This window comes from Campylobacter sp. CFSAN093233, from assembly GCF_011068165.1.
Classification (GTDB): Bacteria; Campylobacterota; Campylobacteria; order Campylobacterales; family Campylobacteraceae; genus Campylobacter_D; species Campylobacter_D jejuni.
The window spans coordinates 92,819-115,942 of record NZ_JAAMWY010000001.1; the positions used below are offsets into that span (position 1 = coordinate 92,819).

Annotated in this window: 25 protein-coding genes and 1 pseudogene; 13 read left to right on the forward strand and 13 right to left on the reverse strand. The window is 30.7% G+C overall.

Going from position 1 to position 23,124, the window contains the following annotated elements; all coding sequences use genetic code 11:
- Position 1 precedes the first annotated feature (1 nt).
- From FBF15_RS00465 to FBF15_RS00505, 9 genes are all read right to left on the reverse strand, one after another.
- Positions 2-766, reverse strand: coding sequence for a TIGR02757 family protein (locus FBF15_RS00465; protein WP_002899077.1), 765 nt, complete (start codon positions 764-766; stop codon positions 2-4).
- 16 nt (positions 767-782) lie between these two features.
- Complete coding sequence (flgK, locus tag FBF15_RS00470) at positions 783-2,609, reverse strand: flagellar hook-associated protein FlgK (RefSeq protein WP_002858862.1); 1,827 nt, start codon at positions 2,607-2,609, stop codon at positions 783-785.
- 9 nt (positions 2,610-2,618) lie between these two features.
- Complete coding sequence (locus FBF15_RS00475; RefSeq protein WP_074485810.1) at positions 2,619-3,053, reverse strand: flagellar protein FlgN; 435 nt, start codon at positions 3,051-3,053, stop codon at positions 2,619-2,621.
- A 42-nt stretch (positions 3,054-3,095) separates the two neighbouring features.
- Entirely contained in the window at positions 3,096-3,293 is a 198-nt protein-coding gene (gene flgM / locus FBF15_RS00480) for a flagellar biosynthesis anti-sigma factor FlgM (RefSeq protein WP_002872343.1), read from the reverse strand.
- Positions 3,294-3,355: 62 nt separating this feature from the next.
- Complete coding sequence (locus FBF15_RS00485) at positions 3,356-3,697, reverse strand: hypothetical protein (RefSeq protein ID WP_002784057.1); 342 nt, start codon at positions 3,695-3,697, stop codon at positions 3,356-3,358.
- Entirely contained in the window at positions 3,697-4,743 is a 1,047-nt protein-coding gene (locus FBF15_RS00490; RefSeq protein WP_002826014.1) for a flagellar basal body P-ring protein FlgI, read from the reverse strand. The genes FBF15_RS00485 and FBF15_RS00490 overlap by 1 nt, the downstream gene beginning before the upstream one ends.
- Positions 4,744-4,801: 58 nt before the next feature.
- On the reverse strand, positions 4,802-5,485 hold the full coding sequence (gene rsmD / locus FBF15_RS00495) for a 16S rRNA (guanine(966)-N(2))-methyltransferase RsmD (RefSeq protein ID WP_002869781.1): 684 nt from the start codon (positions 5,483-5,485) through the stop codon (positions 4,802-4,804).
- Positions 5,478-5,861 carry a hypothetical protein gene (locus FBF15_RS00500; protein WP_002826012.1) on the reverse strand — a complete coding sequence of 128 codons (384 nt, stop codon included), beginning with the start codon at positions 5,859-5,861 and terminating at the stop codon, positions 5,478-5,480. Before FBF15_RS00500 ends, rsmD begins: the two co-directional genes overlap by 8 nt.
- Positions 5,858-6,931: a DUF5644 domain-containing protein gene (locus tag FBF15_RS00505; RefSeq protein WP_002855347.1), complete on the reverse strand. Its 1,074-nt coding sequence runs from the start codon at positions 6,929-6,931 to the stop codon at positions 5,858-5,860. Before FBF15_RS00505 ends, FBF15_RS00500 begins: the two co-directional genes overlap by 4 nt.
- 86 nt (positions 6,932-7,017) lie before the next feature.
- Between FBF15_RS00505 and FBF15_RS00510 the strand changes: the two genes are divergently transcribed.
- The 3 genes and pseudogenes from FBF15_RS00510 to FBF15_RS09565 all read left to right on the forward strand — a co-directional run bounded on the left by FBF15_RS00510 (position 7,018) and on the right by FBF15_RS09565 (position 9,372).
- Positions 7,018-7,839, forward strand: coding sequence for a thiamine-phosphate kinase (locus FBF15_RS00510; protein WP_002860348.1), 822 nt, complete (start codon positions 7,018-7,020; stop codon positions 7,837-7,839).
- Positions 7,808-8,926 (forward strand): tRNA pseudouridine(13) synthase TruD, encoded by a 1,119-nt coding sequence (gene truD, locus FBF15_RS00515; RefSeq protein ID WP_002869777.1) that lies wholly within the window; start codon positions 7,808-7,810, stop codon positions 8,924-8,926. Before FBF15_RS00510 ends, truD begins: the two co-directional genes overlap by 32 nt.
- Before the next feature lie 121 nt (positions 8,927-9,047).
- A pseudogene (locus FBF15_RS09565) lies at positions 9,048-9,372 on the forward strand (hypothetical protein).
- 157 nt (positions 9,373-9,529) lie between these two features.
- On the opposite strand, the gene prfB reads toward FBF15_RS09565, so the two are convergent.
- Positions 9,530-10,627 carry a peptide chain release factor 2 gene (gene prfB / locus FBF15_RS00525; protein ID WP_002883032.1) on the reverse strand — a complete coding sequence of 366 codons (1,098 nt, stop codon included), beginning with the start codon at positions 10,625-10,627 and terminating at the stop codon, positions 9,530-9,532.
- Between the two features lie 73 nt (positions 10,628-10,700).
- On the opposite strand from prfB, the gene rimO reads away from it, so the two are divergent.
- Positions 10,701-12,020 carry a 30S ribosomal protein S12 methylthiotransferase RimO gene (gene rimO, locus FBF15_RS00530; RefSeq protein ID WP_052775282.1) on the forward strand — a complete coding sequence of 440 codons (1,320 nt, stop codon included), beginning with the start codon at positions 10,701-10,703 and terminating at the stop codon, positions 12,018-12,020.
- On the forward strand, positions 12,010-12,975 hold the full coding sequence (tilS, locus tag FBF15_RS00535) for a tRNA lysidine(34) synthetase TilS (protein ID WP_165434525.1): 966 nt from the start codon (positions 12,010-12,012) through the stop codon (positions 12,973-12,975). The genes rimO and tilS overlap by 11 nt, the downstream gene beginning before the upstream one ends.
- Here tilS and FBF15_RS00540 read toward each other — a convergent pair.
- From FBF15_RS00540 to ciaI, 3 genes are read right to left on the reverse strand one after another with little or no spacing between them, the layout of a single operon-like run.
- On the reverse strand, positions 12,958-13,671 hold the full coding sequence (locus FBF15_RS00540) for an EI24 domain-containing protein (RefSeq protein WP_014517120.1): 714 nt from the start codon (positions 13,669-13,671) through the stop codon (positions 12,958-12,960). The genes tilS and FBF15_RS00540 overlap by 18 nt on opposite strands.
- Position 13,672: 1 nt before the next feature.
- Positions 13,673-14,362: a dUTPase gene (gene dut / locus FBF15_RS00545; protein WP_038816664.1), complete on the reverse strand. Its 690-nt coding sequence runs from the start codon at positions 14,360-14,362 to the stop codon at positions 13,673-13,675.
- 36 nt (positions 14,363-14,398) lie between these two features.
- On the reverse strand, positions 14,399-14,962 hold the full coding sequence (gene ciaI, locus FBF15_RS00550; RefSeq protein WP_002856198.1) for an intracellular survival protein CiaI: 564 nt from the start codon (positions 14,960-14,962) through the stop codon (positions 14,399-14,401).
- 74 nt (positions 14,963-15,036) lie between these two features.
- On the opposite strand from ciaI, the gene FBF15_RS00555 reads away from it, so the two are divergent.
- The 8 genes from FBF15_RS00555 (at position 15,037) to wecC (ending at position 23,105) form a co-directional block, all read left to right on the forward strand.
- Positions 15,037-15,444, forward strand: a complete 408-nt coding sequence (locus FBF15_RS00555; protein ID WP_002781130.1) for a hypothetical protein — start codon at positions 15,037-15,039, stop codon at positions 15,442-15,444.
- 71 nt (positions 15,445-15,515) lie between these two features.
- Positions 15,516-16,298, forward strand: a complete 783-nt coding sequence (gene kpsM, locus FBF15_RS00560) for a capsule polysaccharide transporter KpsM (protein WP_038816665.1) — start codon at positions 15,516-15,518, stop codon at positions 16,296-16,298.
- Positions 16,295-16,957, forward strand: a complete 663-nt coding sequence (locus FBF15_RS00565) for an ABC transporter ATP-binding protein (RefSeq protein WP_002781126.1) — start codon at positions 16,295-16,297, stop codon at positions 16,955-16,957. The genes kpsM and FBF15_RS00565 overlap by 4 nt, the downstream gene beginning before the upstream one ends.
- Entirely contained in the window at positions 16,957-18,075 is a 1,119-nt protein-coding gene (locus FBF15_RS00570; protein ID WP_038816666.1) for a capsule biosynthesis protein, read from the forward strand. Before FBF15_RS00565 ends, FBF15_RS00570 begins: the two co-directional genes overlap by 1 nt.
- 1 nt (position 18,076) lies before the next feature.
- Positions 18,077-19,735: a polysaccharide biosynthesis/export family protein gene (locus FBF15_RS00575; RefSeq protein ID WP_038816667.1), complete on the forward strand. Its 1,659-nt coding sequence runs from the start codon at positions 18,077-18,079 to the stop codon at positions 19,733-19,735.
- Positions 19,736-19,744: 9 nt separating this feature from the next.
- A complete protein-coding gene (locus FBF15_RS00580; protein ID WP_052803970.1) occupies positions 19,745-20,692 on the forward strand; it encodes a KpsF/GutQ family sugar-phosphate isomerase in 948 nt (315 codons plus the stop codon).
- 54 nt (positions 20,693-20,746) lie between these two features.
- Positions 20,747-21,895 (forward strand): UDP-N-acetylglucosamine 2-epimerase (non-hydrolyzing), encoded by a 1,149-nt coding sequence (wecB, locus tag FBF15_RS00585; RefSeq protein ID WP_032702487.1) that lies wholly within the window; start codon positions 20,747-20,749, stop codon positions 21,893-21,895.
- Positions 21,882-23,105, forward strand: coding sequence for a UDP-N-acetyl-D-mannosamine dehydrogenase (gene wecC / locus FBF15_RS00590; protein WP_002781110.1), 1,224 nt, complete (start codon positions 21,882-21,884; stop codon positions 23,103-23,105). Before wecB ends, wecC begins: the two co-directional genes overlap by 14 nt.
- Positions 23,106-23,124 lie beyond the last annotated feature (19 nt).

Consider the following 23,124-nt stretch of genomic DNA (forward strand, 5'->3'; position numbering starts at 1 on the left):
TTCACTCCTTAAATTTGTCAATTCCCTTACTTTGCCCTAAACGATAGAGCGCAAAGTCATATTTTATGGGATCATTTGCATCTAATTTTTTTAAATTTTGCGTGAGTTCTAAAACACTTTTATAATCATATATTTTACGCTTTAGAAGTCCTAAAGTCAAGGAAATTTTATGTGTATGTGTATCAAGTGGGATTAAAAGATCTTTGGTGTGAATTTTGGTAAAAAGTCCAAGATCAAGTTCATCTTTTCTAACCATCCATCTTAGATACATATTATAGCGTTTAAGAGGTGAAGTAGGGCTGTTTTGCCAAATTTTTCCAAAGAAAAATTCATACCCATAACTTGAATATGAATTTAAGGTTTTGATTTTTTGTATAAAAGCTAAGATGGCATCTGTGGTATTTTCTCTTTTTTGATAGGCTTGATAAAAAAGTTCGTAGAGTGAAATTTCATTTTTAAGTCTTGAAAGAGTGATAAAAATTTCTTGTATATCTTTCTCATTTTGGAAGCGGTATTTTAAATTTTTAAGTTCTTTTTTTATTTGTTTTTCTTGAAGGTTTAATAAAGAAAAATCAAGTTTTTTTAGAAAATTTACTATATTTTTAGCATTTCCATAGGCAAATAAAGCACAAATTAAGGCAATAAATTCATCATTGTGAATTTTAGCAATTTGCAAAGGATCTGGAGTTTCAAAAAGGGAATGATTGGTATTTTTTTGATTGGCTAAAAAATCGAGCTTAGCTTTAAGATGGATAAAATTTTTCATTTGATATTACTAGAGCTTAAGATTTAAGCCCTAGTAAGGTATCAAGCATTTGATCTACGGTTGAGACGATTTTTGCTGCTGCACCGTAACTTGATTGATATTGTATAAGGGCGGCTAATTCTTCATTTGTATTTACGCCACTTTTAGATTGGTACTCGCTATAAACAGAATTATAAAGAGTTTCATTGCTTGAATTGACGACATTGTTATTTTCACCATCTGAGGCTATTTTACCTGTAAGTTTGCGGTAATATTCTTCCATGGTAAGATTATCGATAGTGCCATCTTCATTATAAAAATTAACTTTTTCATATTGAAGTTGGATGATTTTATTTGCCATGTCATTGCCACTATCAACCCCACTTAAACTTGCTCTTACTGTGCTTGGATCATTTAAGATGGAATCTTTTACTTTCATATTACTTGCATCAGTTCCGCTGAAAAAACCACCTATACTAAACGCACCTGCGAAATTTGTGCCCTTATCTTCAATGGCTACCTTAAAACCTGATTTTGCATTGATTTGAAATAAACCATCTCCAGTTTTTGCATCGTAGCTAAAACTTGCATTGATATGATCATCAACATCATCGTTTGAATTTTTATTGTTATTATCATCTGTATTAGCATTGATTTGACGCATGATATCATTCATGGTTGTATTTACATCTATGGTGATGGTTTTGGTGAGTTTTTTATCGCCTTTATCATCATAAATGACTATATCAAAACTTCCTGGTTGTATGGTTCTGTCGTAATTAACTAAAGGAATATCTCCCTTAAGCCCAGATAGATAATCAGAAGTAACAGAACTTTTCGCAGAACTTGCATAAAGATTGTTAGTTTCATTGATCATGGTCTTAGCAAAAGTATCTAAAGAATCCATATAACCTTGGATAATTCCATCTTCATATTTTCCTTCGCTTTTGCTATAGTTTCTACCGCGTAAGTCAAGTTGAGCACCAAGCTGTCCACCGCTAATTTTTGCAGTAAGATCGCGAACTTTTTCATCAGGAGTTTCATAATAAATGCTATAAGATTTATTTTTATCATCATAATCAAGCTTTAAAGGATGAAAATTTATTCCATCTACTATACTAAAACCTTCTATACTTAGATTGTATTGATGTCCTGGATCAGTGATGGTTGTATCAAGGCGATTGTCTTGATTGATTTCATTTTTGCTTGCAACTGCACTAACTAGCTTTGAAAGAGTAAGCTCAAGTTCATCTCTTCTATCCCTAAGTTCATTTGCGTGTTCTGTTGGTAAGGCTTCTTGTCCATAAATTTGTTTATTTATAGTAGCAATTTCTTCGCCAATTCTATTAATCTCATCAACTGTATTTTTAATATCATCATTTACTTTTTTTTGGATTTTATCCAAGGTTGCAAAAGTGTTATTAACGCTTTCTGTTAAGGTCTGAGAAGCTTTTACAAGGGCTATTTTTGTGGCATTTTCATTAGGGTTAGATGCAAAATCATTCCAAGCTTTGTTATAATTTTCTAAATCTTTCAAAATTCCAGTATTTTGTAAGTCTGGAAAACGCTGAGCGATTTCTTGTAAGGTTGAAGCCATATATTTAGTGTATTCTAGTTGGTTTGATGCACCTTTTAATTTATAGTAAGAATACTCATCATGCAAACGCACTATACTTTCTATAGCAGTTCCTGTGCCTACTTGAACTCCACCTGTGGTAATATACCCATTTGTAGTTTGCACTACTCTTTGGCGTGTATAAAAAGTTGCATTAGCATTTGAGATATTGTTTCCAGTTGTTGCGATTTGAACTTCGCTTGCCTTTAAGCCTGTAACACCTGTGTATAATGTTCCAAAAATACCCATTATAAATCCTTATACATTGATCTTGAAAATTGACTCTGGATTTGTCTTTTTATCTCCATAAGCATTATTTATTCCATCATTGATATCAAACATTTTATTTACTAAGCCATCAAGAAAATCTTTGACAATAAGAACAAATTTAGCATACTCTTTGTTTTTACTATGAAGGTTTTGAAGATTTTTTTTAAGTAGATCTAGTTTTTGTTTATCTTCATCATCTAAGAGTTCACTAAGCCCTTTTGTAGAGCTATTATTTAGCTCAACCAAGGCAACATCAAGTTGTTTTTTAGCTGTAATAAATTCCGCGATAAGTTTGTTTTTTTCTTCTACACTTGGCGTTACACTCTCATGTTTAGCCACTTTGATATTTTCTATATCTTCTTCGGTTAAAGCAATAAGTTTTGCTAAGATAGCATTTACTTCATCAAGTCTTTGTTTAAGCATATTTTCTCCTTTTCTCTCTCAAAAAAAGGAGAATGAAAATTTTTAGATTAAAGAGTCAGCAATCGCAGCAGTCGTAGCTTTTGTATCGATTTTATAAGTACCATTTTTAATCTGCTCTGCGATTTTACTCGCTTTATCATTTTCCGTTTTTTGAGTATCGTTTGTTTTAGTTTCTTTATCTATTCTATTTGTATTTAATGCGGTATTTGCCACATAACTTTGTTGTATAGGATTGATCATTTCTGCCTCCTTGATCTTAGTTATAATCCTCTACAAACCATATCGACCCAAATTTAAAAAACTTAACCCCTTTCTTTTAAAAAATCGTATAATAATTTTGAAAAACCCATACCTCCACTTAAAGCTTTACTCATGGTATCATTATACATGGAAGAGTATATTTCATCGCTGGCATCTTTTCCAAAGAGTGAATTTTGACTTTTTAAAGATACATCTAAAACTTGCTTTAAAAAAAATGCCTCAAAAGCATCCGTTTGTTCTTTTAAGGCTTCATCTTCTTTGCTCTTTGTAACTATATCATTGTCATTTATTTTGATGCTTGATTCTAAACTTCTTGCTTTGGCTGCACGATCAAGTAAAGCGCTATTCATACTATAAGTATTTAAAAAATTATCCACTTTCATTAGATGATCTCCAAATCCGCGTTAATTGCACCTGCGCGCTTTAAATTTTCCATAATAGCGATAATGTCATTTGGGGTTGCTCCAAGTTTGTTAAGCATTCTAGCTATATTTGCAACTGTGCTTTTTGCATTGTTGATTCTTAAGGTATTTGAACTTGGATCTACAAAACCACCATCTTTCATATCGATTTCATTTTGATTAGCTACTGCGTTATTGTTTGGATCTATTTTTATAGTGATATCTTTATGAGTGATTAAAACAGGTTCTACCTCTACATCAACTCCAGCAATCACTGTTCCTGTTCTTTCATCGATGATAACTTTGCTTTGTGGTTTATAAGCTATATCTTGTTCTAAAACTCTTGCCATAAAATCAACATTTGAAAGATCTTCAGGTTTTTTGAGTTTTACTGTGCGAGAGTCGATGGCTTTAGCTACTTCTTCGCCAAAGACAGTATTTAAAACTCTTTCTATATCGTTTGCGGTTTTAAAATCCGCTACTTTTAAACTTAAGGTTAGATCATTGTTTTGGCTAAAATTTTGTGGAATTTCTCTTTCTACATTAGCTCCGCCCATTACAGTTGCAGCAGTTGAGTGAGAACCTGCTCCTCCTGGTCTAGGTGTTAAACCTCCTGTTGAGATAGAGCCTTGTGCTATGGCATAAATTTCACCATCAATCCCACGAAGTGCAGTCAGTAAAAGTGTTCCGCCTTGTAAAGATTTTGCATCACCCATAGATGAAACGGTAATATCAAGTTTATCTCCGCTTTTTGCAAAGGCTGGAAGTTTGGCTGTAACCATAACAGCTGCGGTATTTTTTGATTTGATATCGTTAGGATCTACTTTGATATTCATACCTTGCAAAAGGTTTGAGATGGATTGTAGTGTAAATTTAGAGCTTGTTCCATCGCCGCTTCCATTAAGCCCTACAACAAGTCCATAACCTATAAGTTGGTTATCTCTTACACCTACAGTGTTTGCTACATCCTTGATTTGCACTGCAAAAATGCTTGTCATAAAGAGTAAAAATATCGTTAAAACTCTCATGGATTCTTCCTTTAATCTATTGTTGATGATAGATCAAGCAAGAAGTGTTCCAAGTAAGTTAAGAAGCGTAAAAGCTTAAGCTAGTTGATCCAAATTTCTTTTCTTTGACTTTTTGAAAATTTTGGATTTTTTCGGGAGTTTTTATGGTTGAGTGGTGTTCAAAAATGATTAAATTTAAAGTCTTTAAATCTAAATTTTCTAAAAAATGATAAATTTTTTCATAAATATCGCTAAAACCTTCTCTGGTATCAAAAGGTGGGTCAAGATATAATATGATTTCATTTTTTGAATTTTCTATGAGTTTAGGTAAAATTTCAAAAGTATTTGCATGGATCACTTCTAAATTTGGATCTATATTTTTAGCATTTTCTAAAGCAATTTTATAAGCTTTTGCATCAAGTTCTATAGCATAAGCTTTTAAAGCATGATTACTTAGTGCTTCAGCCGCCATTAAAGCACTTCCTCCAAAGGCTTCAATGAAAATTTTACTTCTTAAATCTTCTCTTATTACATTAAAAACACAACTTTTGACTATGCTTTTAGTACTTCTTGTTGTTGTAAGACTAGGTAAAAGTAGTTTTTTCCCTTTGTATTTACCACTTTCTATATTTGTATAAAGCTTTGTTTCTTTAGTTTTTTTTGTTTTTTCTTTAGGAGGTTTAATTTCTTGTTTTTGAAGAAATTTTTTTCTTTTTTCATTGTGATTAAAAAAGTCTTTAACGCTTATAAATTCATCATTCATCATTAAGTGCTTTTACGAGTTTGTTTTTAAGATCTTTTATGGCAAGATCGATTTTATTTTCATAATCTTTTTTAAATTCCAAAGCAATAGCGTCAATTTTTTCTTCAAGCAGTCTTTTTTGTTCAAGTGCAAGTTGCAAAGCTGCTGCTTTTAAGGCATTATCAAATTCATTTAAAGACTCAAACAAGGCTTCTTTGCTAAATGGTATGCTTAAAAATGGAGAGTTTTTAGAGATGATAAATAAGGGTTTTGCGGTATGAATTTTTTCATCGCTAATGATGAAATCACAATTTTTTTTCATTACCAAATGATCTTTTAAAAAAAGTTCTAAAGTTTTTTCTATGATGAGATCTTTGCATTCTAAAGAGATTTTCATATCAAACTAACCTTTAAAGTGTGATTTTTTAATGATGGAGCTTGTATGCCTTCGATAAGGGCTAAAAACTCAAAACGGCTCAAAATATAAAAGTCTTCAAATTCCCTTCCACTTGTTTGCATAAGTTTTTTAGCACAAGTATCAAAAAGATAAAAATCTTTTTCTTCTTTTACTACCATAAAATCAGCCCCGCTATCATAAGCGTCCAAAACAATATCTGCGGCTATTTTATAGCTTAGCGTAGGATTTAGATTAAGCAAGCTAAAGCCATTATTTTTTATACTGTTTTCATAGGAAATAAATTTAGCCTTAAGTTTCGATTTTAAAGTATCGCAAGCATTAAAACCATAAAAAGCTATATTGAAATCTTTAAAATTATGTTTAATTTCTTTAAGTTCTTTGATCTCATTATCAAAAGCATTGGTTTTAGGTAAATCAAAGTGTAAAATATTTTTATCAAAAAGCCCTAAATTTAAAATTTCATTTTGTAGGTTTTTGATCGTTGTTTCTAAAATTTCATTTTTGCTTTCAAGATGATAAAAAATACCCTTTTCTTTATCTGCTAGAGTTTTTAAAATTTCTATCTTTTTTTCAGGATATTTTTCTATCATTTTTGAAGCCAAATAAAACACTCCATCGCCCATATATTCAGGAAGATAGTCTAAAATTTCACTTGCATAATATAAATAATCATATTTTGCATAAAGTTTTTTATCCTCTTCATCACCAAATTTTTCAAGATATTTGTATTTGTCTAAAAAATCATTTTTATCGATGATAAGATCTTTAATGGCTCTTTTTGTGCTTAAAGGCTCGATACAAAGACTAAAATCAAATTCTTTTGCTATTTTTTCTAAAGGTGTAAAAAGTGGTATGATTTGCTTATTTACAACCATGTAAGTATCTTCATCTTTATCAAAATCAAAATAAATATCATCATCTTGAACTTGCAAAAGCAAATCATAAAAACTTGCAAAATTTTCATAATTATCATAAATATAAGGTTTATAATAAGCCTCATAATCCTTGGTTTTATCAAATCTAAAAATTCTTAATTCTAATTTTTTCATGGTTTTTCCTTAAATATTTCTATATTATATAAAATTTTTCTAAAATTCACTAGAATTTAAAAGGAAATTTTATAAAATCACGCATTATGAACAAAGAAGATTTTATTATCAAAGCTTTTTTAAATGAAAAAAATGGCGATGATGGAGCTGTTATTGATGATTGGTGTTTTAGTAAGGATTTGTTTTTTGAAAATGTGCATTTTAAAAGAGCGTGGCTTAGTTTAGAGCAAATCGCTACAAAAGCAATGCTTGTCAATATCTCAGATGCCATTGTGATGAATGCTGTGCCAAAATACGCACTTTTAGGACTTGCTTTACCAAAAAATTTAAGCGAAAATGAGATCAAAGCCTTACAAAAAGGTTTTTTAAAAACAGCTAGGAAATTTAATATAAAAATCATAGGCGGCGATACTATAAGCAATGATAAAATAGACATTAGTCTTACTATCATTTCAAAGATTAACGATAAAGCCGTTTTTAGAAAAGGTTTAAAAAAAGGACATTTACTTGCTTATACAGGAAAATTAGGGCGAAGTTTAAAAGGGCTTGAAATTTTACAAAATGGGGGCACTTTAAAACCAAACCATGTATTTATAAAGCCAAAATTAAGAGCTAGTTTTTTTTATGAAGTCGCACCTTTAATTTCTTGTGCTATGGATATTTCAGATGGTTTAAGCAAAGATTTATCAAGACTTTTAGCTTTAAATAAATGCGGTATTTCTTGGTTTAAAAAACTTGATGATTATACGCTTTATAGCGGAGAAGAATATGAAATTTTGTTTGCTTTTGATGAAAAAGAACGGCAAAATATAGAAACAATAGCCAAAAAACACGGCGTGAAATTAAATATCTTTGGAAAAGCAGTGAAAGGAAAATATGAATTTAGCGGAAGAGAACACCATTTTTAAGCCTTTGTATAGCTTAAAACATAGTCCTATTAATGCGTATTTTAGTAAAAATAGCGATGATTTTGTAGTGCGCGAAAAGCCTTTGTATGAATTTAGCGGCAAGGGCGAGCATCTTATTTTGCATATCAATAAAAAAGATTTAACCACAAATGAAGCTTTAAAAATTTTAAGTGAAGCAAGCGGGGTTAAAATAAGAGATTTTGGTTATGCAGGGCTTAAAGACAAGCAAGGATCAACCTTTCAATACCTTTCTATGCCTAAAAAATTTGAGAGTTTTTTGTCAAATTTTTCTCATTCTAAACTTAAAATTTTAGAAATTTTTACCCATGAAAACAAGCTAAGAATAGGGCATTTAAAAGGAAATTCTTTTTTCATACGCTTAAAAAAAGTTTTGCCAAGCGATGCTTTAAAGCTAGAACAAGCTTTGATGAATTTGGATAAACAAGGTTTTGCGAATTATTTTGGTTATCAGCGTTTTGGAAAATTTGGGGATAATTATAAAGAAGGGCTTGAAATTTTGCGTGGCAAAAAAATGAAAAATGTAAAAATGAAAGAGTTTTTAATTTCAGCTTTTCAAAGTGAGCTTTTTAATCGCTATTTGAGTAAAAGAGTGGAGTTATCACATTTTGCAAATGATTTTAGCGAAAAAGAATTGATCCAAATTTATAAAATTTCTAAAGAAGAAGCTAAGGAACTTAAAAAACAAGAACAATTTTTTAAGCTTTTAAAAGGTGAGGTTTTAGGGCATTATCCTTTTGGAAAGTGTTTTTTATGCGAGGATTTAAGTGCTGAGCTTGGGCGTTTTAAGGCAAGAGATATAAGCGCCATGGGGCTTTTAATCGGTGCTAAGGCTTATGAAACAGGAGAAGGTTTGGCCTTAAATTTAGAAAATGAAATTTTTAAAGATACTTTGGAGTTTAAGGCTAAAATGCAAGGTTCAAGACGCTTTATGTGGGGATATTTAGAAGAGTTAAAATGGCGTTATGATGAAGAAAAAGCTCATTTTTGTATAGAGTTTTTCTTGCAAAAAGGCTCTTATGCTACTGTGGTTTTAGAAGAAATTTTGCATAAAAATTTGTTTGAGTGAAATAATTATGAGTTAAATTTTTACGTGATTTTTACTTTAGAATTTATTGCAAAAATGATATTTAAATTTTAAATTTAGGTATAGTTATATTAATTTAATTTTAAAACTAGGAGCAAAAATAATGAAAAAGATTTTAACAAGTGCTTTGGCTTTAGGAGCTATGACTTTGATTGTAGATTGTGGCGATGGCGATTTAGTCGAGTTAAAAAACAATGGCAACGATCAAGCTATGTTTGATTTAGGTAATCATAGGTAATCAAGAGATTATGAAAAAATATCCAAATTATAAACTTTATGATTATACTTCAGTCAGAACAATTAGTGATATTAACAATCCAGAAGGCAAAATTAAAGAAATGAAGCGTGATTTAGAAATAGATAAAACTCCATACTCAAACTATGTTTTCTTATTAAATCCAAACGATAAAAAGACTATAAAGTTGTGAGTGTTTATTGCGATAAAGATTTTAAGAAAAGAGTTTATTATTCTGTGAATGATGCTCTTAGGTTTTATGCAAGATAATAAAACAAGCGGGAAAATCCCGCTATCTTTCTAATTTTTTTATACCGACATTTTGCAGAAATTACTTATTTTTAAGCCTGTTACTCCGCTTTTAAGGCAATTAAAACGCCTTCTATCATTTTCTTAATATCCCCATCAAGGATATTATCCACTTGAGAAAAAGCTTCTCCACTGCGATTGTCTTTGACTTGCTGATAAGGGAAAAGCACATAAGATCGGATTTGATGCCCCCAGCCTATCTCGCTTTTTTCTCCAGCATTAGCACTATCTTGTTGTTTCATGAGTTCAAGTTCATAAAGGCGAGATTTTAGCATTTTAAAAGCGGTAGCTTTGTTTTTGTGCTGACTTCTGTCATTTTGGCATTGTACAACTATACCAGTTGGAAAATGTGTGATTCTCACAGCTGATTCTGTTTTATTAACATGTTGTCCGCCTGCACCGCTTGCTCTGTAATAATCTATTCTTATGTCTTTTTCTTCGATTTCAATTTCTATATCATCATCAAGTTCAGGGCTTACCATAACACTTGAAAAGCTTGTATGACGGCGTCCTGCACTATCAAAAGGAGAAGTTCTTACCAAACGATGGATACCATTTTCAGCTTTTAAATAACCATAAGCATTTTCTCCTTTAACTAAAAAGCTCACATCTTTAAGTCCTGCTTCTTCGCCTTCTTGAAAGTCTAAAGTTTCGACTTTAAAACCTTCTCTTTCACAAAATCTTAAATACATTCTATAAAGTATGCTTGCCCAGTCATTACTTTCTGTTCCGCCCGCACCTGGATGAATGGAAACAATGGCATTTTTACCATCATTTTCCCCACTTAAAAGCATGGAAATTTCAAGACTTGTGATGGTATCTTCAAGTTTTGGTGCGTCATTAAATAAAGCTTCAAGCGTTTCTGTATCGTTTTCGCTATTGGCTAGATCGAAAAGTTCGTTTGCGTCATTTAGCGCATTAAAAGCATTTTCATAGTTTTTAAGTAGATTGGTGATTTTGGTTTTTTCTTTTCCTATGATCCCTGCTTGTTTCACATCACTCCAAAAAGAAGGAGAATTTTCAAGCTCTTCGATTTCTTTAAGCCTTGTTTGGATATTTTCAGGCTTGATGATGGAGGCTATGTTGCCGACTTTGTTTTTTAAAGTTTTTAAAAGTTCGCTAAATTCGTAATTATCCATAAAATTTCTTTGCTATAATTATATTTTTAAAGTCAAAAATTATATCAAAAGAAAACTTTAATATAGGAAAAAAATGTCAAAACTTTATCTTATGTCTTTAGGTTGTAATAAAAATTTAGTCGATAGTGAGATCATGCTAGGACGCCTTAGTGCTTATGAGCTTTGCGATGAACCAAGCAAAGCCGATGTTTTGATCGTAAATACCTGTGGTTTTATCGATAGTGCAAAAAAAGAAAGCATTAATGCGATTTTGGATTTGCACGAACAAAGAAAAAAAGATTCTCTTTTAGTGGTTACGGGTTGTTTGATGCAGCGTTACCGCGAAGAACTTATGAAAGAACTTCCTGAGGTTGATCTTTTCACAGGTGTGGGTGATTATGAAAGAATTGATGAAATGATACTTAAAAAAACAAATTTATTTTCCAATTCGACTTATTTGCAGAGTGAAAATTCCAAACGTATTATCACAGGTTCAAATTCCCATGCTTTTATAAAAATCGCCGAAGGTTGTAATCAAAAATGCTCTTTTTGTGCCATCCCAAGTTTTAAAGGCAAGTTAAAATCTCGTGAGATAAGTAGCATTATAGCTGAGCTTAAAGATTTGGTAGCTAGAGGTTATAAGGACTTTTCTTTTATTGCACAAGATACGAGTTCTTATTTGTTTGATAAGGGTGAAAAAGATGGGCTTATACGCTTAATCGATGAGGTGGAAAAAATCAAAGGCATAAGAGCGGCTAGAATTTTATATCTTTATCCTACGAGTGCGAGTGAAGCTTTGATTAAACGCATTATAGCTTCTGAAATTTTTGTAAATTATTTTGATATGCCTTTGCAGCACATAAGTGATAATATGCTTAAAATCATGAAGCGTGGGGCAAATAGCACAAGACTTAAAGAAATGCTAAATTTAATGAAAAGTGCGCCAAATAGCTTTTTACGCACGGGCTTTATCGTAGGGCATCCAGGTGAAAGTGAGGCAGATTTTGAAGAGCTTTGTGAGTTTGTTAAAGACTTTGGTTTTGATAGGGTGAGTGTTTTTGCGTATTCTAAGGAAGAAGATACAACCGCTTTTGATATGGAGCAAGTGCCTTTTAAAGTGATCAATAAAAGGCTTAAAATCATAGAAAAAATTGTTGATGAAGTGATAGAAAAAAGTTTTGAAAAAGAAGTAGGGCAAAAGCGTTTAGTAGTTTGCACAGGAGAAAGTAGCGAGGGAGAGTTTTTCATCGCAGCTAAAGATTTAAGATGGGATAGAGAGATTGATGGGGAAATTCTTATTAATGAAAGCGAATGTGGAAATTTGGAAATGGGGCAAATTTATGAATGTGAAATTTTACAAAACCTTGATAAAAAACTCCTTGCTAAGGCTTTAAGAAAAGTAGATGCAAATTAAAGATGAAATTTTAGCCCTTTTAAAAAGGGGTAAAAATTTACTCGCTTTTTCTTATGGAAGTGATTCTAGTGTGCTTTTTTATCTTTTAATGCAAGAAAAGATCGACTTTGATCTTGTGATGATAAATTACAAAACTAGAAAAAATAGTGATTTAGAAGAGTTAAAAGCCAAAGAACTTGCTTTAAAATTTCATAAAAAAATTTTCATAAAACACGCTCCTAAATTTCAAAGTAACTTTGAAAAAAAAGCCAGAGATTTTCGCTATGATTTTTTTGAAAAAATTTGTCTTGAGCAAGGTTATGACCATCTTATCTTAGCCCATCATTTAAACGATCAATTTGAATGGTTTTTGATGCAACTTTCACGAGGCGCAGGTTTGGCTGAAATTTTAGGTATGCAAGAGTGTGAAAAACGCTCAAATTATACACTTTTACGCCCTTTACTCTTTATAAGTAAAGATGAAATTTCATCTTTTTTAAAAGAAAAAGATATTTTTTATTTCCATGATGAAAGTAATGAAAATGAAAAATATTTTAGAAATTATATAAGAAAAAATTTCTCTAATGCCTTTGTGAGTAAATTTCATCAGGGTTTAAAAAGAAGCTTTTCTTATCTTGGTGAAGATAGGAAAAAACTTTATGATTTTGAAAATATCAAAGAAATTCAAGGACTTCTTATTTGTCCTAAAAATGAAAGTTTGATTGCTAGAGCAGTGAAAATGAAAGGTTTACTTTTAAGCACAGCGCAAAGAAAAGAGTTTTTAAAGGGTGATTGTGTTTTAGGTGGTAAAATAGCACTTGTATATAAAAACGAACAAGCTATTGTTTTTGAATATGAAACTTGTCAAAAATTACCTAAAAATTTTAAAGAAGAGTGTAGAATAGCTAAAATTCCAAGACTTTTAAGAGCTTATTTATATAATCACAAAATCGATATTTCAAGCCTTAGCTTTTAGTTTTAAAATTCTTTGATAGCCTAAATGTGTGAGAAAAATCACAAAAAATACTTGCAAAAAAAGTCCTAAAAGTGGCACTGATGAGAGTAGATAAAAACAAAGAGTGCTAAATTTAAACTCTAAAGGCGAAAAATCAGAATGAAAATTTTTAAAACTTTCTTTGTCTAAAATCGTGCTTGTAACATCAATCATTAAAAGTTTGTGAAAGAGATAATAAAAAGCAAGATAATATACAAAAATATTGATAAAAGGTAAAAATAAAGCCAAGGTGCAAAGCAATAAAATCCCTATAAATTTTATAAATATTTTAAAAATTTCAAAGATAGTTTTTAGGGTTGAAACTTCGTTTGTATTATCATAATGGTAATATTTTTGGTTGATTTCTTTAGCGATAAAAGGAGTAAGAAAAGAAGTGATAAAAAGGGCTAAAAAAACCGAAGCAAAAACAACAATAAAACCTGAAAATAAAAAACTTATGATGGTGATTAAAATTTGTACAAAATGAAGGGCATAAAACCACGCCCAAAACGAATCCTCTCCAACGCTAAATAAAGAATTAAAATAATCAAGCAAGGCCGAAAAGCCAAGTACTCCTAAAAAAAGCATCAGTATAAGGCTAAAAATCAAAGGAATTAAGGCAAATTTTAAAAATTTAAGACTTAAAAAATCTTTGATTGCAAGTTTTAAAATATCCAAATTATGCCTTTTTGTAGCATTCTTCTAGTTTTTTATAAATAGTATCAAAATCAAGCTCTTGTTCTAAAATTTGAGCTAAAACTTCATTGTCTTCTTTGCCATTCCAAGTTTTTTTATAGCTACCATCTTTGTAACCATTGTTTTGTCTAAAAATATTTAAAACATTTTTACCTATGTAGGTCTTATAAAGAATTTCAAGATTTAGCCCACATTTAATAGCTAAAGTAAAATATATTGAAAGTAATTCTTCAAGATTAAATCCAAAACCACTGCATTTATGGATAATAAGCTCTATATCATTTAAAATGCTATAAATATCACCCTCATTAGGGTATTCTTCTTCTTTGCAAAAATCTTGAAACACGCTTACAGCATTAACTTCTGTGGCTATAGCTTTGAAATCTTTATTGTTTTTATCGCGATATTCTTCAAGTAAAAGACTTAAAATAAAATGCCAAATATCGACAATCTCTATACGCACATTTTCCCAATTTGTTGGACTTGAAATATTTTTCCAATGTTTCCATGTAAAAGAGTCTATAAGTTCTGCACATTCCATATAAATACAGCGTCTCCAACTGATCAGTTTTCCTTCTTTGGTGTAGCCATTTTCCCAATTTAAGCCGTTTGTTTCATCGTTGAGTTTTTGTTGGAGTTTGAGCATATTTTCTAAAATTTCGATATTTGTCATTTAAAAACTCCTTGATAATTTTTAATATTATATGATTTAAGCGTAAAGATTTAAACTATCATCTGTCTTATCTTGATTTTCCTTGGCTTTTTCTTGCTGTTTTTCAAGTTGTTTTTTCATTTGTTCTAAAACTTCATCAAGAAGTTTTTTGCTATCTTCAAGCATGGAAGCATTGATATCTTTATCATCTGTTTGATTTTGTTTTAGTAAATCACTGAGTTTATTTGTAAAATTATTCATAATAGCATTTTGATGGTTTTCATCATTTGGTGTTGGTAGAACATTTGCCATTTGCATAGCTGATTCTATAATTTCTTTTGGCTTTAACTCTCCGACTTTAGAATTTGCTAAAAAGTCTTTGATCATAGGTTCAACTTCTTTCATAGCATTTTTAATCTCATCAAGATCATTTTGTGTGAGCTTAGAGCCTTCAAAAGTAAAGCTAAAGCCATACTGATGCTTAAGATTAAGAGTTTTACCTTCTTCATTATTTGCATAACTCACGCTTTGATTGTCATACATAGATAAGGCTAAATGTTTGCCACTTTTTGTTGTATAATCCATCGAAAAACTTTGGTTTTTGCTAGCATCAATTTGCATTTCTTCCCCTTATATTTATAGTTTAAATTAAAAATCGGTTATTTTTAAAAATATTTTAGTATAATTTTTACAATATGGATGAAAGAATTTTAGAATTTATAAAAAATGAGCAGCTTTTATCTTGGGCTATGATTGATGAAAAAGGTGTTTATACAGCTAGTGCTTTTTATGCTTTTGATGAGAAGAATTTAGCTTTTATTATCGCTTCTCATGAAGATACTAAGCATATAAGATTAGCCAGTGAAAATTCAAGTATAGCACTTAATATAGCCAAAGAAAGTAAAATAGCCTTTTTAAAAGGTGTGCAAGCTAAGGCCGAGTTTAAAATGGCAAGCAAGGAGCAAATGAAAATTTATTTTTCTAAATTTCCCTTTGCTAAACTTGATAAAAGTGCAAAAATTTATGCCTTAGAGCTTTTTTGGCTTAAATTTACTAACAATGCTTTAGGACTTAGTAAAAAGCTTGAATTTTGTAAAAAATAAATTTTTATGATTTTGTTTAAAAAAATGAGTTATGATTATGGTTTATGTAAATTGTTAGGTATAGAAAATAAATGTTAAATGTAATTCACGCTTTATTTTTTAGAGAGTTAAAAACTAGATTTGGAAAAAATAGGTATCTTGGATATATATGGGTAGTTGGAGAGCCTATGAGTGTTGTGCTTTTGGTGACTATTATAGGAACTGTTATTAGGGAATATCATCATCAAGTTATGCCTGAAGGAATTTCTATTTTTATGTTTTTGATTTCAGGCGTTATGCCTTTTTTTATGTTTAGAAGTATAGTAACTCAGCTTATGAATGGAATAGGAGCAAATTTATCTTTGTTTGCCTATAAACCTGTAAAACCTATACATGTATTTATTGCTAGAACTTTGCTTGAATTTTGTATTTATTTTGTGATTTTTATCACTGTACTTTTTTTTGCAGGGTGGTTCTTTAGACTCGATGTATTTCCTGTTCATTTACTTGGAGTTTTATTTTGTATTTTTTTACTCATATGCTCAGCTTTTGCTTTAGGGATTTGTTTTGCTATTGTTTGGCACTTTGTAGAACCTTTAAGAACTTTATTAGCTTATTTTAGTATAGTATTTTATTGGAGTTCTGGGATTATATTTCCCACCTGGTTAACTCCTCGTCCTTTACTTGATATATTTTATTACAATCCTTTGCTTCACATAATGGAGCTTTTAAGATTTAATTTTTTTGAAAATTATCCTTTGCAAGATGAATATAGTTATTTTTATGCTATATTTTGGATTTTACTTGTTTTATTTATAGGGCTTTTTATTTACTACTATAATAGACAAGCTCTAACGGCGGCAAAAAAAGAATGATCAAGCTAATTAATCTAACTAAATCTTATCCTTTATTTAGTGGTGGAAGGCATTATGTTTTTAAAAATTTTACTTTTGAATTTCCTGAAAATTGTAGCATAGGTTTAATGGGATATAATGGCGCAGGCAAGTCCACTCTCATGAGACTTTTAAGCGGAGCAGAGCTTCCTGATAGTGGCAAGATAATTACTAATAAAAAATTATCTTGGCCTTTGGGTTTAAATGGAGCTTTTCAAGGTTCTTTAACTGCCAGAGATAATGCTAAATTTGTAGCTAGGGTGTATGGATACAAGGGTAAAGAACTTCAAGAAAAAGTAAAATTTGTGGAAGATTTTGCTGAAATAGGAAAATTTTTTGATGAGCCTATGAAGACTTATTCTTCGGGAATGAGTGCTAGGATAGCTTTTGGACTTAGTATGGCTTTTGATTTTGATTATTATTTGATCGATGAGGCTGGAGCTGTTGGAGATCCTGCTTTTAGGGAAAAAAGCGTGAAATTATATAGAGAAAGATTAAGCAAATCAAAGGTGATTATGGTATCTCATAATGTAGCTGAAATTAAAGAATGGTGTGATAAAATAATTTATATGAAAAATGGACAAATTACGGTTTATGATGATGTAGATGAAGGAATAGCTGTATATCAAGGAAAAGCTTAATGGAAGAAAATAAAACTTTATTAGAAAAAATCAAAGATTTAAGTATATTTGATTCTTTTAAAATTATTTGGTTTATAATGATTTTTGTTGTGATTTATTATACATTGATTGCAGCGCCAAGATATGTAAGCACGATGATTTTAGATGTTAGATCAACAAGTGGAGAAAGTGCTCAAACAAATGGAATTTTGTCTTTGCTTGGTAGTACTTCTACAGCAAGCGAAGATTTAAATTATCTAAAAGGTTATATAGAATCAAGTGATATGTTAAAAATTTTAGATGGGAAAATTAAACTTAAAAGTCTTTATCAAGAACAACATATAGATTTGCCTTTTAAAATTTGGGATTCAAGTTCGATAGAATCTTATCTTAAATATTACCAAGCAAGAGTTAAGGTGCATACGGATGAAACTACTAAGCTTTTGCAGGTAGAAGTAGAAGGTTTTACACCTAAATCAGCTCATTTGATTGCTCAAACTATTATGCAAGAAAGTGAAAAGTTTATCAACGAAATCTCTCATAAAGCAGCTAGAGAACAAATGGCTTTTGCTGAAAATGAAGTACAAAAATACAAAGAACGATATCAAAAAGCACAAAATGATTTGATTGCTTTTCAAAATAAATATGGGGTTTTTGATCCCTTGAAACAAGCTGAAGCTAAAGCAAGTTTGGTTGCGCAAATTGAGACTAATTTAGCTCAAAAAGAAGCTAAACTTTTAACTTTACAAAGCTATATGAATGATGCAGCACCTGAAGTAGTAGCACTTAAAGCAGAAATTGAAGCGATTAAAAAACAGCTTTTAAGGGAAAAATCTAAAATTTCAGCTAACAATTCTTCTCAAAAGCTTAATGATTTGGCTGCTAAATTTCAAGATCTAACTATAGAAGCTACTTTTGCGCAAAAAGCTTATGAAGCAGCTTTAAAAGCTTATGAAAGTGCTAGAATAGAAGCATTAAGAAAAATAAAACAACTTGTCATCATTCAAAGTCCAGATATTCCAGAAAGCGCAAAATATCCTGAAAGAATTTATGATATTTTAACAGCATTTATTGTATTATCTTTGATTTTTGGGATTGTTAAATTTATTAAAATGATAATAGAGGAGCATAAGTATTAAAATGAAAAAAATATTAATTTTACTTTTTAGTTGTATTTTATGTTTTGGAGCTGTGGATGTTTCACAAATCATTTCAGCAGAGGATCAAGGTTCTACTACAACTAGCATAGATCAAAATTTAAGCTCAAATTATGATATAGCAAATAAAGAAAATAATCTTACAAAAATTCATCAAATTTTAGTATTTGGCGCTCATCTTTTTAATGGAAATTTTAAAAATTACAATCAAAGAGTTTATAACCCAGATTATAAGATGGCAGTTGGTGATCAAATCAGTCTTAAAATTTGGGGAGCTGTTGAGTTTTCGCAAGTTTTAGTGGTGGATTCTCAAGGAAATATTTTTATCCCTAAAGTAGGAGCTGTAAATTTACTAGGTGTGAAAAATAGCGCCCTTGTAAGTGTTATAAAAGCACGTGTTAATAAAATCTATAAAAGCAATGTTTTTGTTTATGCAGATATGAATGCTTATCAAAATGTCAGTGTTTTTGTAACAGGAAGCGTTAATGCTCCAGGACTTTATCAAGGACTTAGTTCGGATTCAGTGATCCAGTATCTTGATAAAGCAGGGGGTATAAATTTAGAATATGGAAGTTTTAGAGATATTCAAATTTTGCGTAATAACAGCGTGATAAAAAATATTGATTTATATGATTTTTTACTAAAGGGGCAAATGGATCTTTTTCCTTTTAGAAGTGGAGATGTTATTTTAGTAGGAAATGTTCAAAATTACGCTTTTGTTAACGGTGATGTGCAAAGACCTTTTCGTTTTGAACTTTCAAATGATATTAAAACTTTAGCTGACTTAGCTAGAGTATCAGGTGCTAAACCTATCGTGACTAATGCTATCGTAAAAAGTTATGGTGAAGATCATAAACTTGATGTCAGTGCTTATAATAAAATGCAATTTTCAAAAGTTTTACTTAGAACGGGAGATGAGGTAGAATTTCACCCTGAGTATGTTTCTGAAAATATAACTATAAGTGTAAATGGCGAGCATAATGGTTTAAAAACTTTAGTTGTGGGTAAAGGAACGACTTTAGAAGATATTTCTAAATTAATTAAAGCTAATCCACAATCAAACATGCAAGCTTTACAAGTGTTTAGAAAAAGTGTAGCTAGAACTCAAAAAGAACTTATCAATGCTCAGCTTAAAGAGCTTGAAACTCTAGCTTTAACTAGTGGTTCTGTTACAGCTCAAGGTGCAGCTATAAGAGCTCAACAAGCAAAAACGATTTTAGAATTTATCCAAAGAGCTAAGCAAGTAGAGCCTAAGGGTCAAATTGTCATTGATAATCCAAAGTCTTATAATTCGGTTATTTTAGAAGATGGTGATACTATTAATGTACCAAGTAAGAATAATCTCATCATAGTTCAAGGTGAGGTTTCTTTACCTGGAGCTTTTGTGTATGATAAGGGCAAAGATTTAAGATATTATATCAATCTTGCAGGAGGTTATGGAGAAAGAGCGGATACTTCAAAAGTTTTGGTGATACGAAGCAATGGAAAAGCTGAAAAATATCATAGTGGTATAGATATGAAACCAGGCGATTCTGTGTTAGTATTGCCAAAAGTAGATAGTGAGAATTTGCAAATTTTTTCAATGTTAACTCAAATTCTTTATCAAATTGCTATTGCAACCAATGTTGTGCTTAATCTTTAAGGTTTAAAAATGAATACTCTTGAAATAGCCAAAGAAGTCTTTGAAAAAGAAGCGCAAGCTATTTTGGATTTGGCTAAAAATTTAGATGAAAATTTTAATCAAGCTGTGAATTTGATGCTAAATACCAAAGGGCGTTGCATAGTCAGTGGAATGGGTAAATCGGGTCATATAGGTGCTAAGATAGCAGCTACTTTAGCAAGTACAGGAACGCCAAGCTTTTTCATCCATCCAGGAGAGGCTTTGCATGGAGATCTTGGAATGCTAACTCCTGAAGATGTTTTAATTGCTATTTCAAATTCAGGGGAAACTGAAGAAATTTTAAAAATCATTCCAGCTATAAAAAAGCGTAAAATTCCACTTATAGTAATGTGTGGTAAAAAAAATTCCACCCTTGTAAAGCAAAGCGATATATTTTTAAATATAGCTGTGGAAAAGGAAGCTTGTCCTTTGCAGCTTGCTCCTATGTCTTCGACAACCGCAACTTTGGTTATGGGGGATGCTTTAGCTGCTGCTTTGATGAAGGTAAGAAATTTCAAGCCTGATGATTTTGCCCTTTTTCATCCAGGGGGAAGTTTGGGTCGTAAGCTTTTAACCAAGGTAAAAGATCTTATGGTTTCAAGCAACCTTCCTATAGTTCATCCTGATACCGAATTTAACGATCTTGTTGATGTGATGACTAGTGGAAAACTAGGACTTTGTGTAGTACTTGAAAATGAAAAATTGGTTGGTATTATCACTGATGGGGATTTGCGTCGTGCTTTAAAAGCAAGTGATAAACCAAGATTTGATTTTAAAGCTAAAGAAATCATGAGTACAAATCCTAAAGTAGTTGATGCTGATGCTATGGCAAGTAAAGCAGAAGAAATTATGCTAAAATATAAAATTAAAGAAATTGTTGTATCTAAGGAAAATAAGGTTGTAGGTATTATCCAATTTTATGCTATAGGGGAGATTTAATTTGCATTTTTTATATATTATAATTAGTGAAAAATTAAAAGGAGTTTTTATTTGGTGAAAAAAATTTTAATAGTATTTGGCACAAGACCGGAAGCTATAAAAATGGCTCCGCTAGTTAAAATAATGGAAAATAGAAATGATGTTAATTTTAGAGTTTGTGTAACTGGGCAACATAGACAAATGTTAGATCAAATTCTAAATATTTTTGATATTAAACCCGATTATGATTTAAACATTATGCAAGAAAATCAGGATTTATATGATATTACTTTAAAAATCCTTTGTGGCATGAAAAATGTATTAAATGATTTTAAACCAAATATTGTTTTAGTACATGGTGATACTACAACGGCGAGTGTCACAGCGTTGGCTGCTTTTTATCAAAAAATAAAAATAGCACATGTTGAAGCAGGACTTAGAACTTATAATATTTGTAATCCTTGGCCTGAGGAGGCAAATAGACAGATTATAGGTGTTTTGGCAAATATTCATTTTACCCCAACGGTTAAAAGTGCTGAAAATCTTATAAAAGAAGGAAAAAATAAAGAGGGTATTTTTATTACTGGCAATACAGTTATTGATGCATTGTTTTATATGACGGAAAAAATTAAAAATGATAAAACTTTTAAAATAAAAGTTTTATCTTCTATTGGTAATGAATATAAAATAAATGATAATAAAAAATTTATTTTAGTGACTGGACACCGTAGAGAAAATTTTGGTGAGGGATTTTTGCAAATTTGCGAAGCATTAAAAATAATTGCGATCAATAATCCAGATATCGATATAGTTTATCCTGTTCACTTGAATCCTAATGTGCAAAAACCTGTAAAAATGCTTCTTTTAAATATTTCTAATATTTATTTAATAAATCCTCTTAAATATGAGGAATTTATATATCTTATGTCAAAATCGTATTTTATAATTACCGATTCGGGTGGTATACAGGAAGAAGCTCCTAGTTTAGGAAAGCCCATATTGGTAATGCGTGAAACAACAGAGAGACCAGAAGCCGTAGAAGCTGGAGTGGTAAAATTAGTTGGAGCTTGTAAACAAAATATTATAAGAGAATCACAAAAGTTAATTGATGATCAAGATGAGTATGAAAAAATGAGCAAAGCATATAATCCTTATGGAGATGGTAGGGCTTGTGAGAAAATTATAAATATATTAATAAAGGGGAAAAATAATGAATCAATTTAATAAAGTATGTGTCATTGGACTCGGTTATATAGGTCTTCCTACCGCTGCTATTTTTGCTAGTAGAAAAATTAAGGTTATAGGTGTGGATATAAATCAGAATATAGTAGATATTATAAATAAAGGAAAAATCCATATAGTAGAGCCTGGATTAGATATTTTGGTACATATGGTTGTAAATGATGGTTATCTCAAAGCAACAACATTACCTGAAGAGGCTGATGCTTTTATTATTGCTGTGCCAACTCCTTTTAAAGGAGATAATCACGAGCCAAATTTAGATTATATTGAGATGGCATCTAAAGCAATAGCAAAAGTTTTAAAAAAAGGTAATTTGGTAATCTTGGAATCAACATCTCCAGTTGGAACAACAGAACAAATGGCAAAGTGGCTTGCAGAAGAAAGATCAGATTTGAGTTTTCCTCATCAATGTGGCGAAGTGTCGGATATTAAAATAGCCCATTGTCCAGAGAGGGTTTTACCTGGACAAGTTATAAGAGAGCTTGTAGAAAATGATAGAATAATTGGAGGTATGACTCAAAAATGTGCTGAATATGCAATAAGGCTATATAAAATTTTTGTTCAAGGCGAATGCATTATGACAAATGCTAGAACAGCGGAAATGACTAAACTTACTGAAAATTCATTTAGAGATTTAAATATAGCATTTGCTAATGAATTATCTATTTTATGTGATAAATTAGATATAAATGTATGGGAACTTATAAAACTTGCTAATCGTCATCCTAGAGTTAATATTTTGCAACCGGGTTGTGGAGTCGGAGGACATTGTATAGCAGTGGATCCATGGTTTATTGTATATCAAAATCCAAATGAAGCCAAGATTATTAAAACGGCTAGAGAAGTCAATGACAATAAACCAAATTTCGTTGTGCAAAAAATAAAGAAAAAAATTAAAGATATATTAGGGCCTAAGATCGCTTGTTTAGGATTGGCATTTAAACCAGATATTGATGACTTAAGAGAATCTCCTGCTTTAGATATAGTTATAAAACTTGCAAGTGAAAATGCTAGTCAAATATTGGTTGTTGAGCCAAATATAAAACAACTACCATTAAAATTACAAAATAAAAGAAATATAAAATTAGTTTGTCTAAGTCAAGCACTTGATGAAGCAGATGTTGTTGCAGTACTAGTAAGACATAAAGAATTTATCGAAGTGCAATCCGATAAAGTTGTAAGTTTTTGTTAATAACTAAGGGGATTATGTT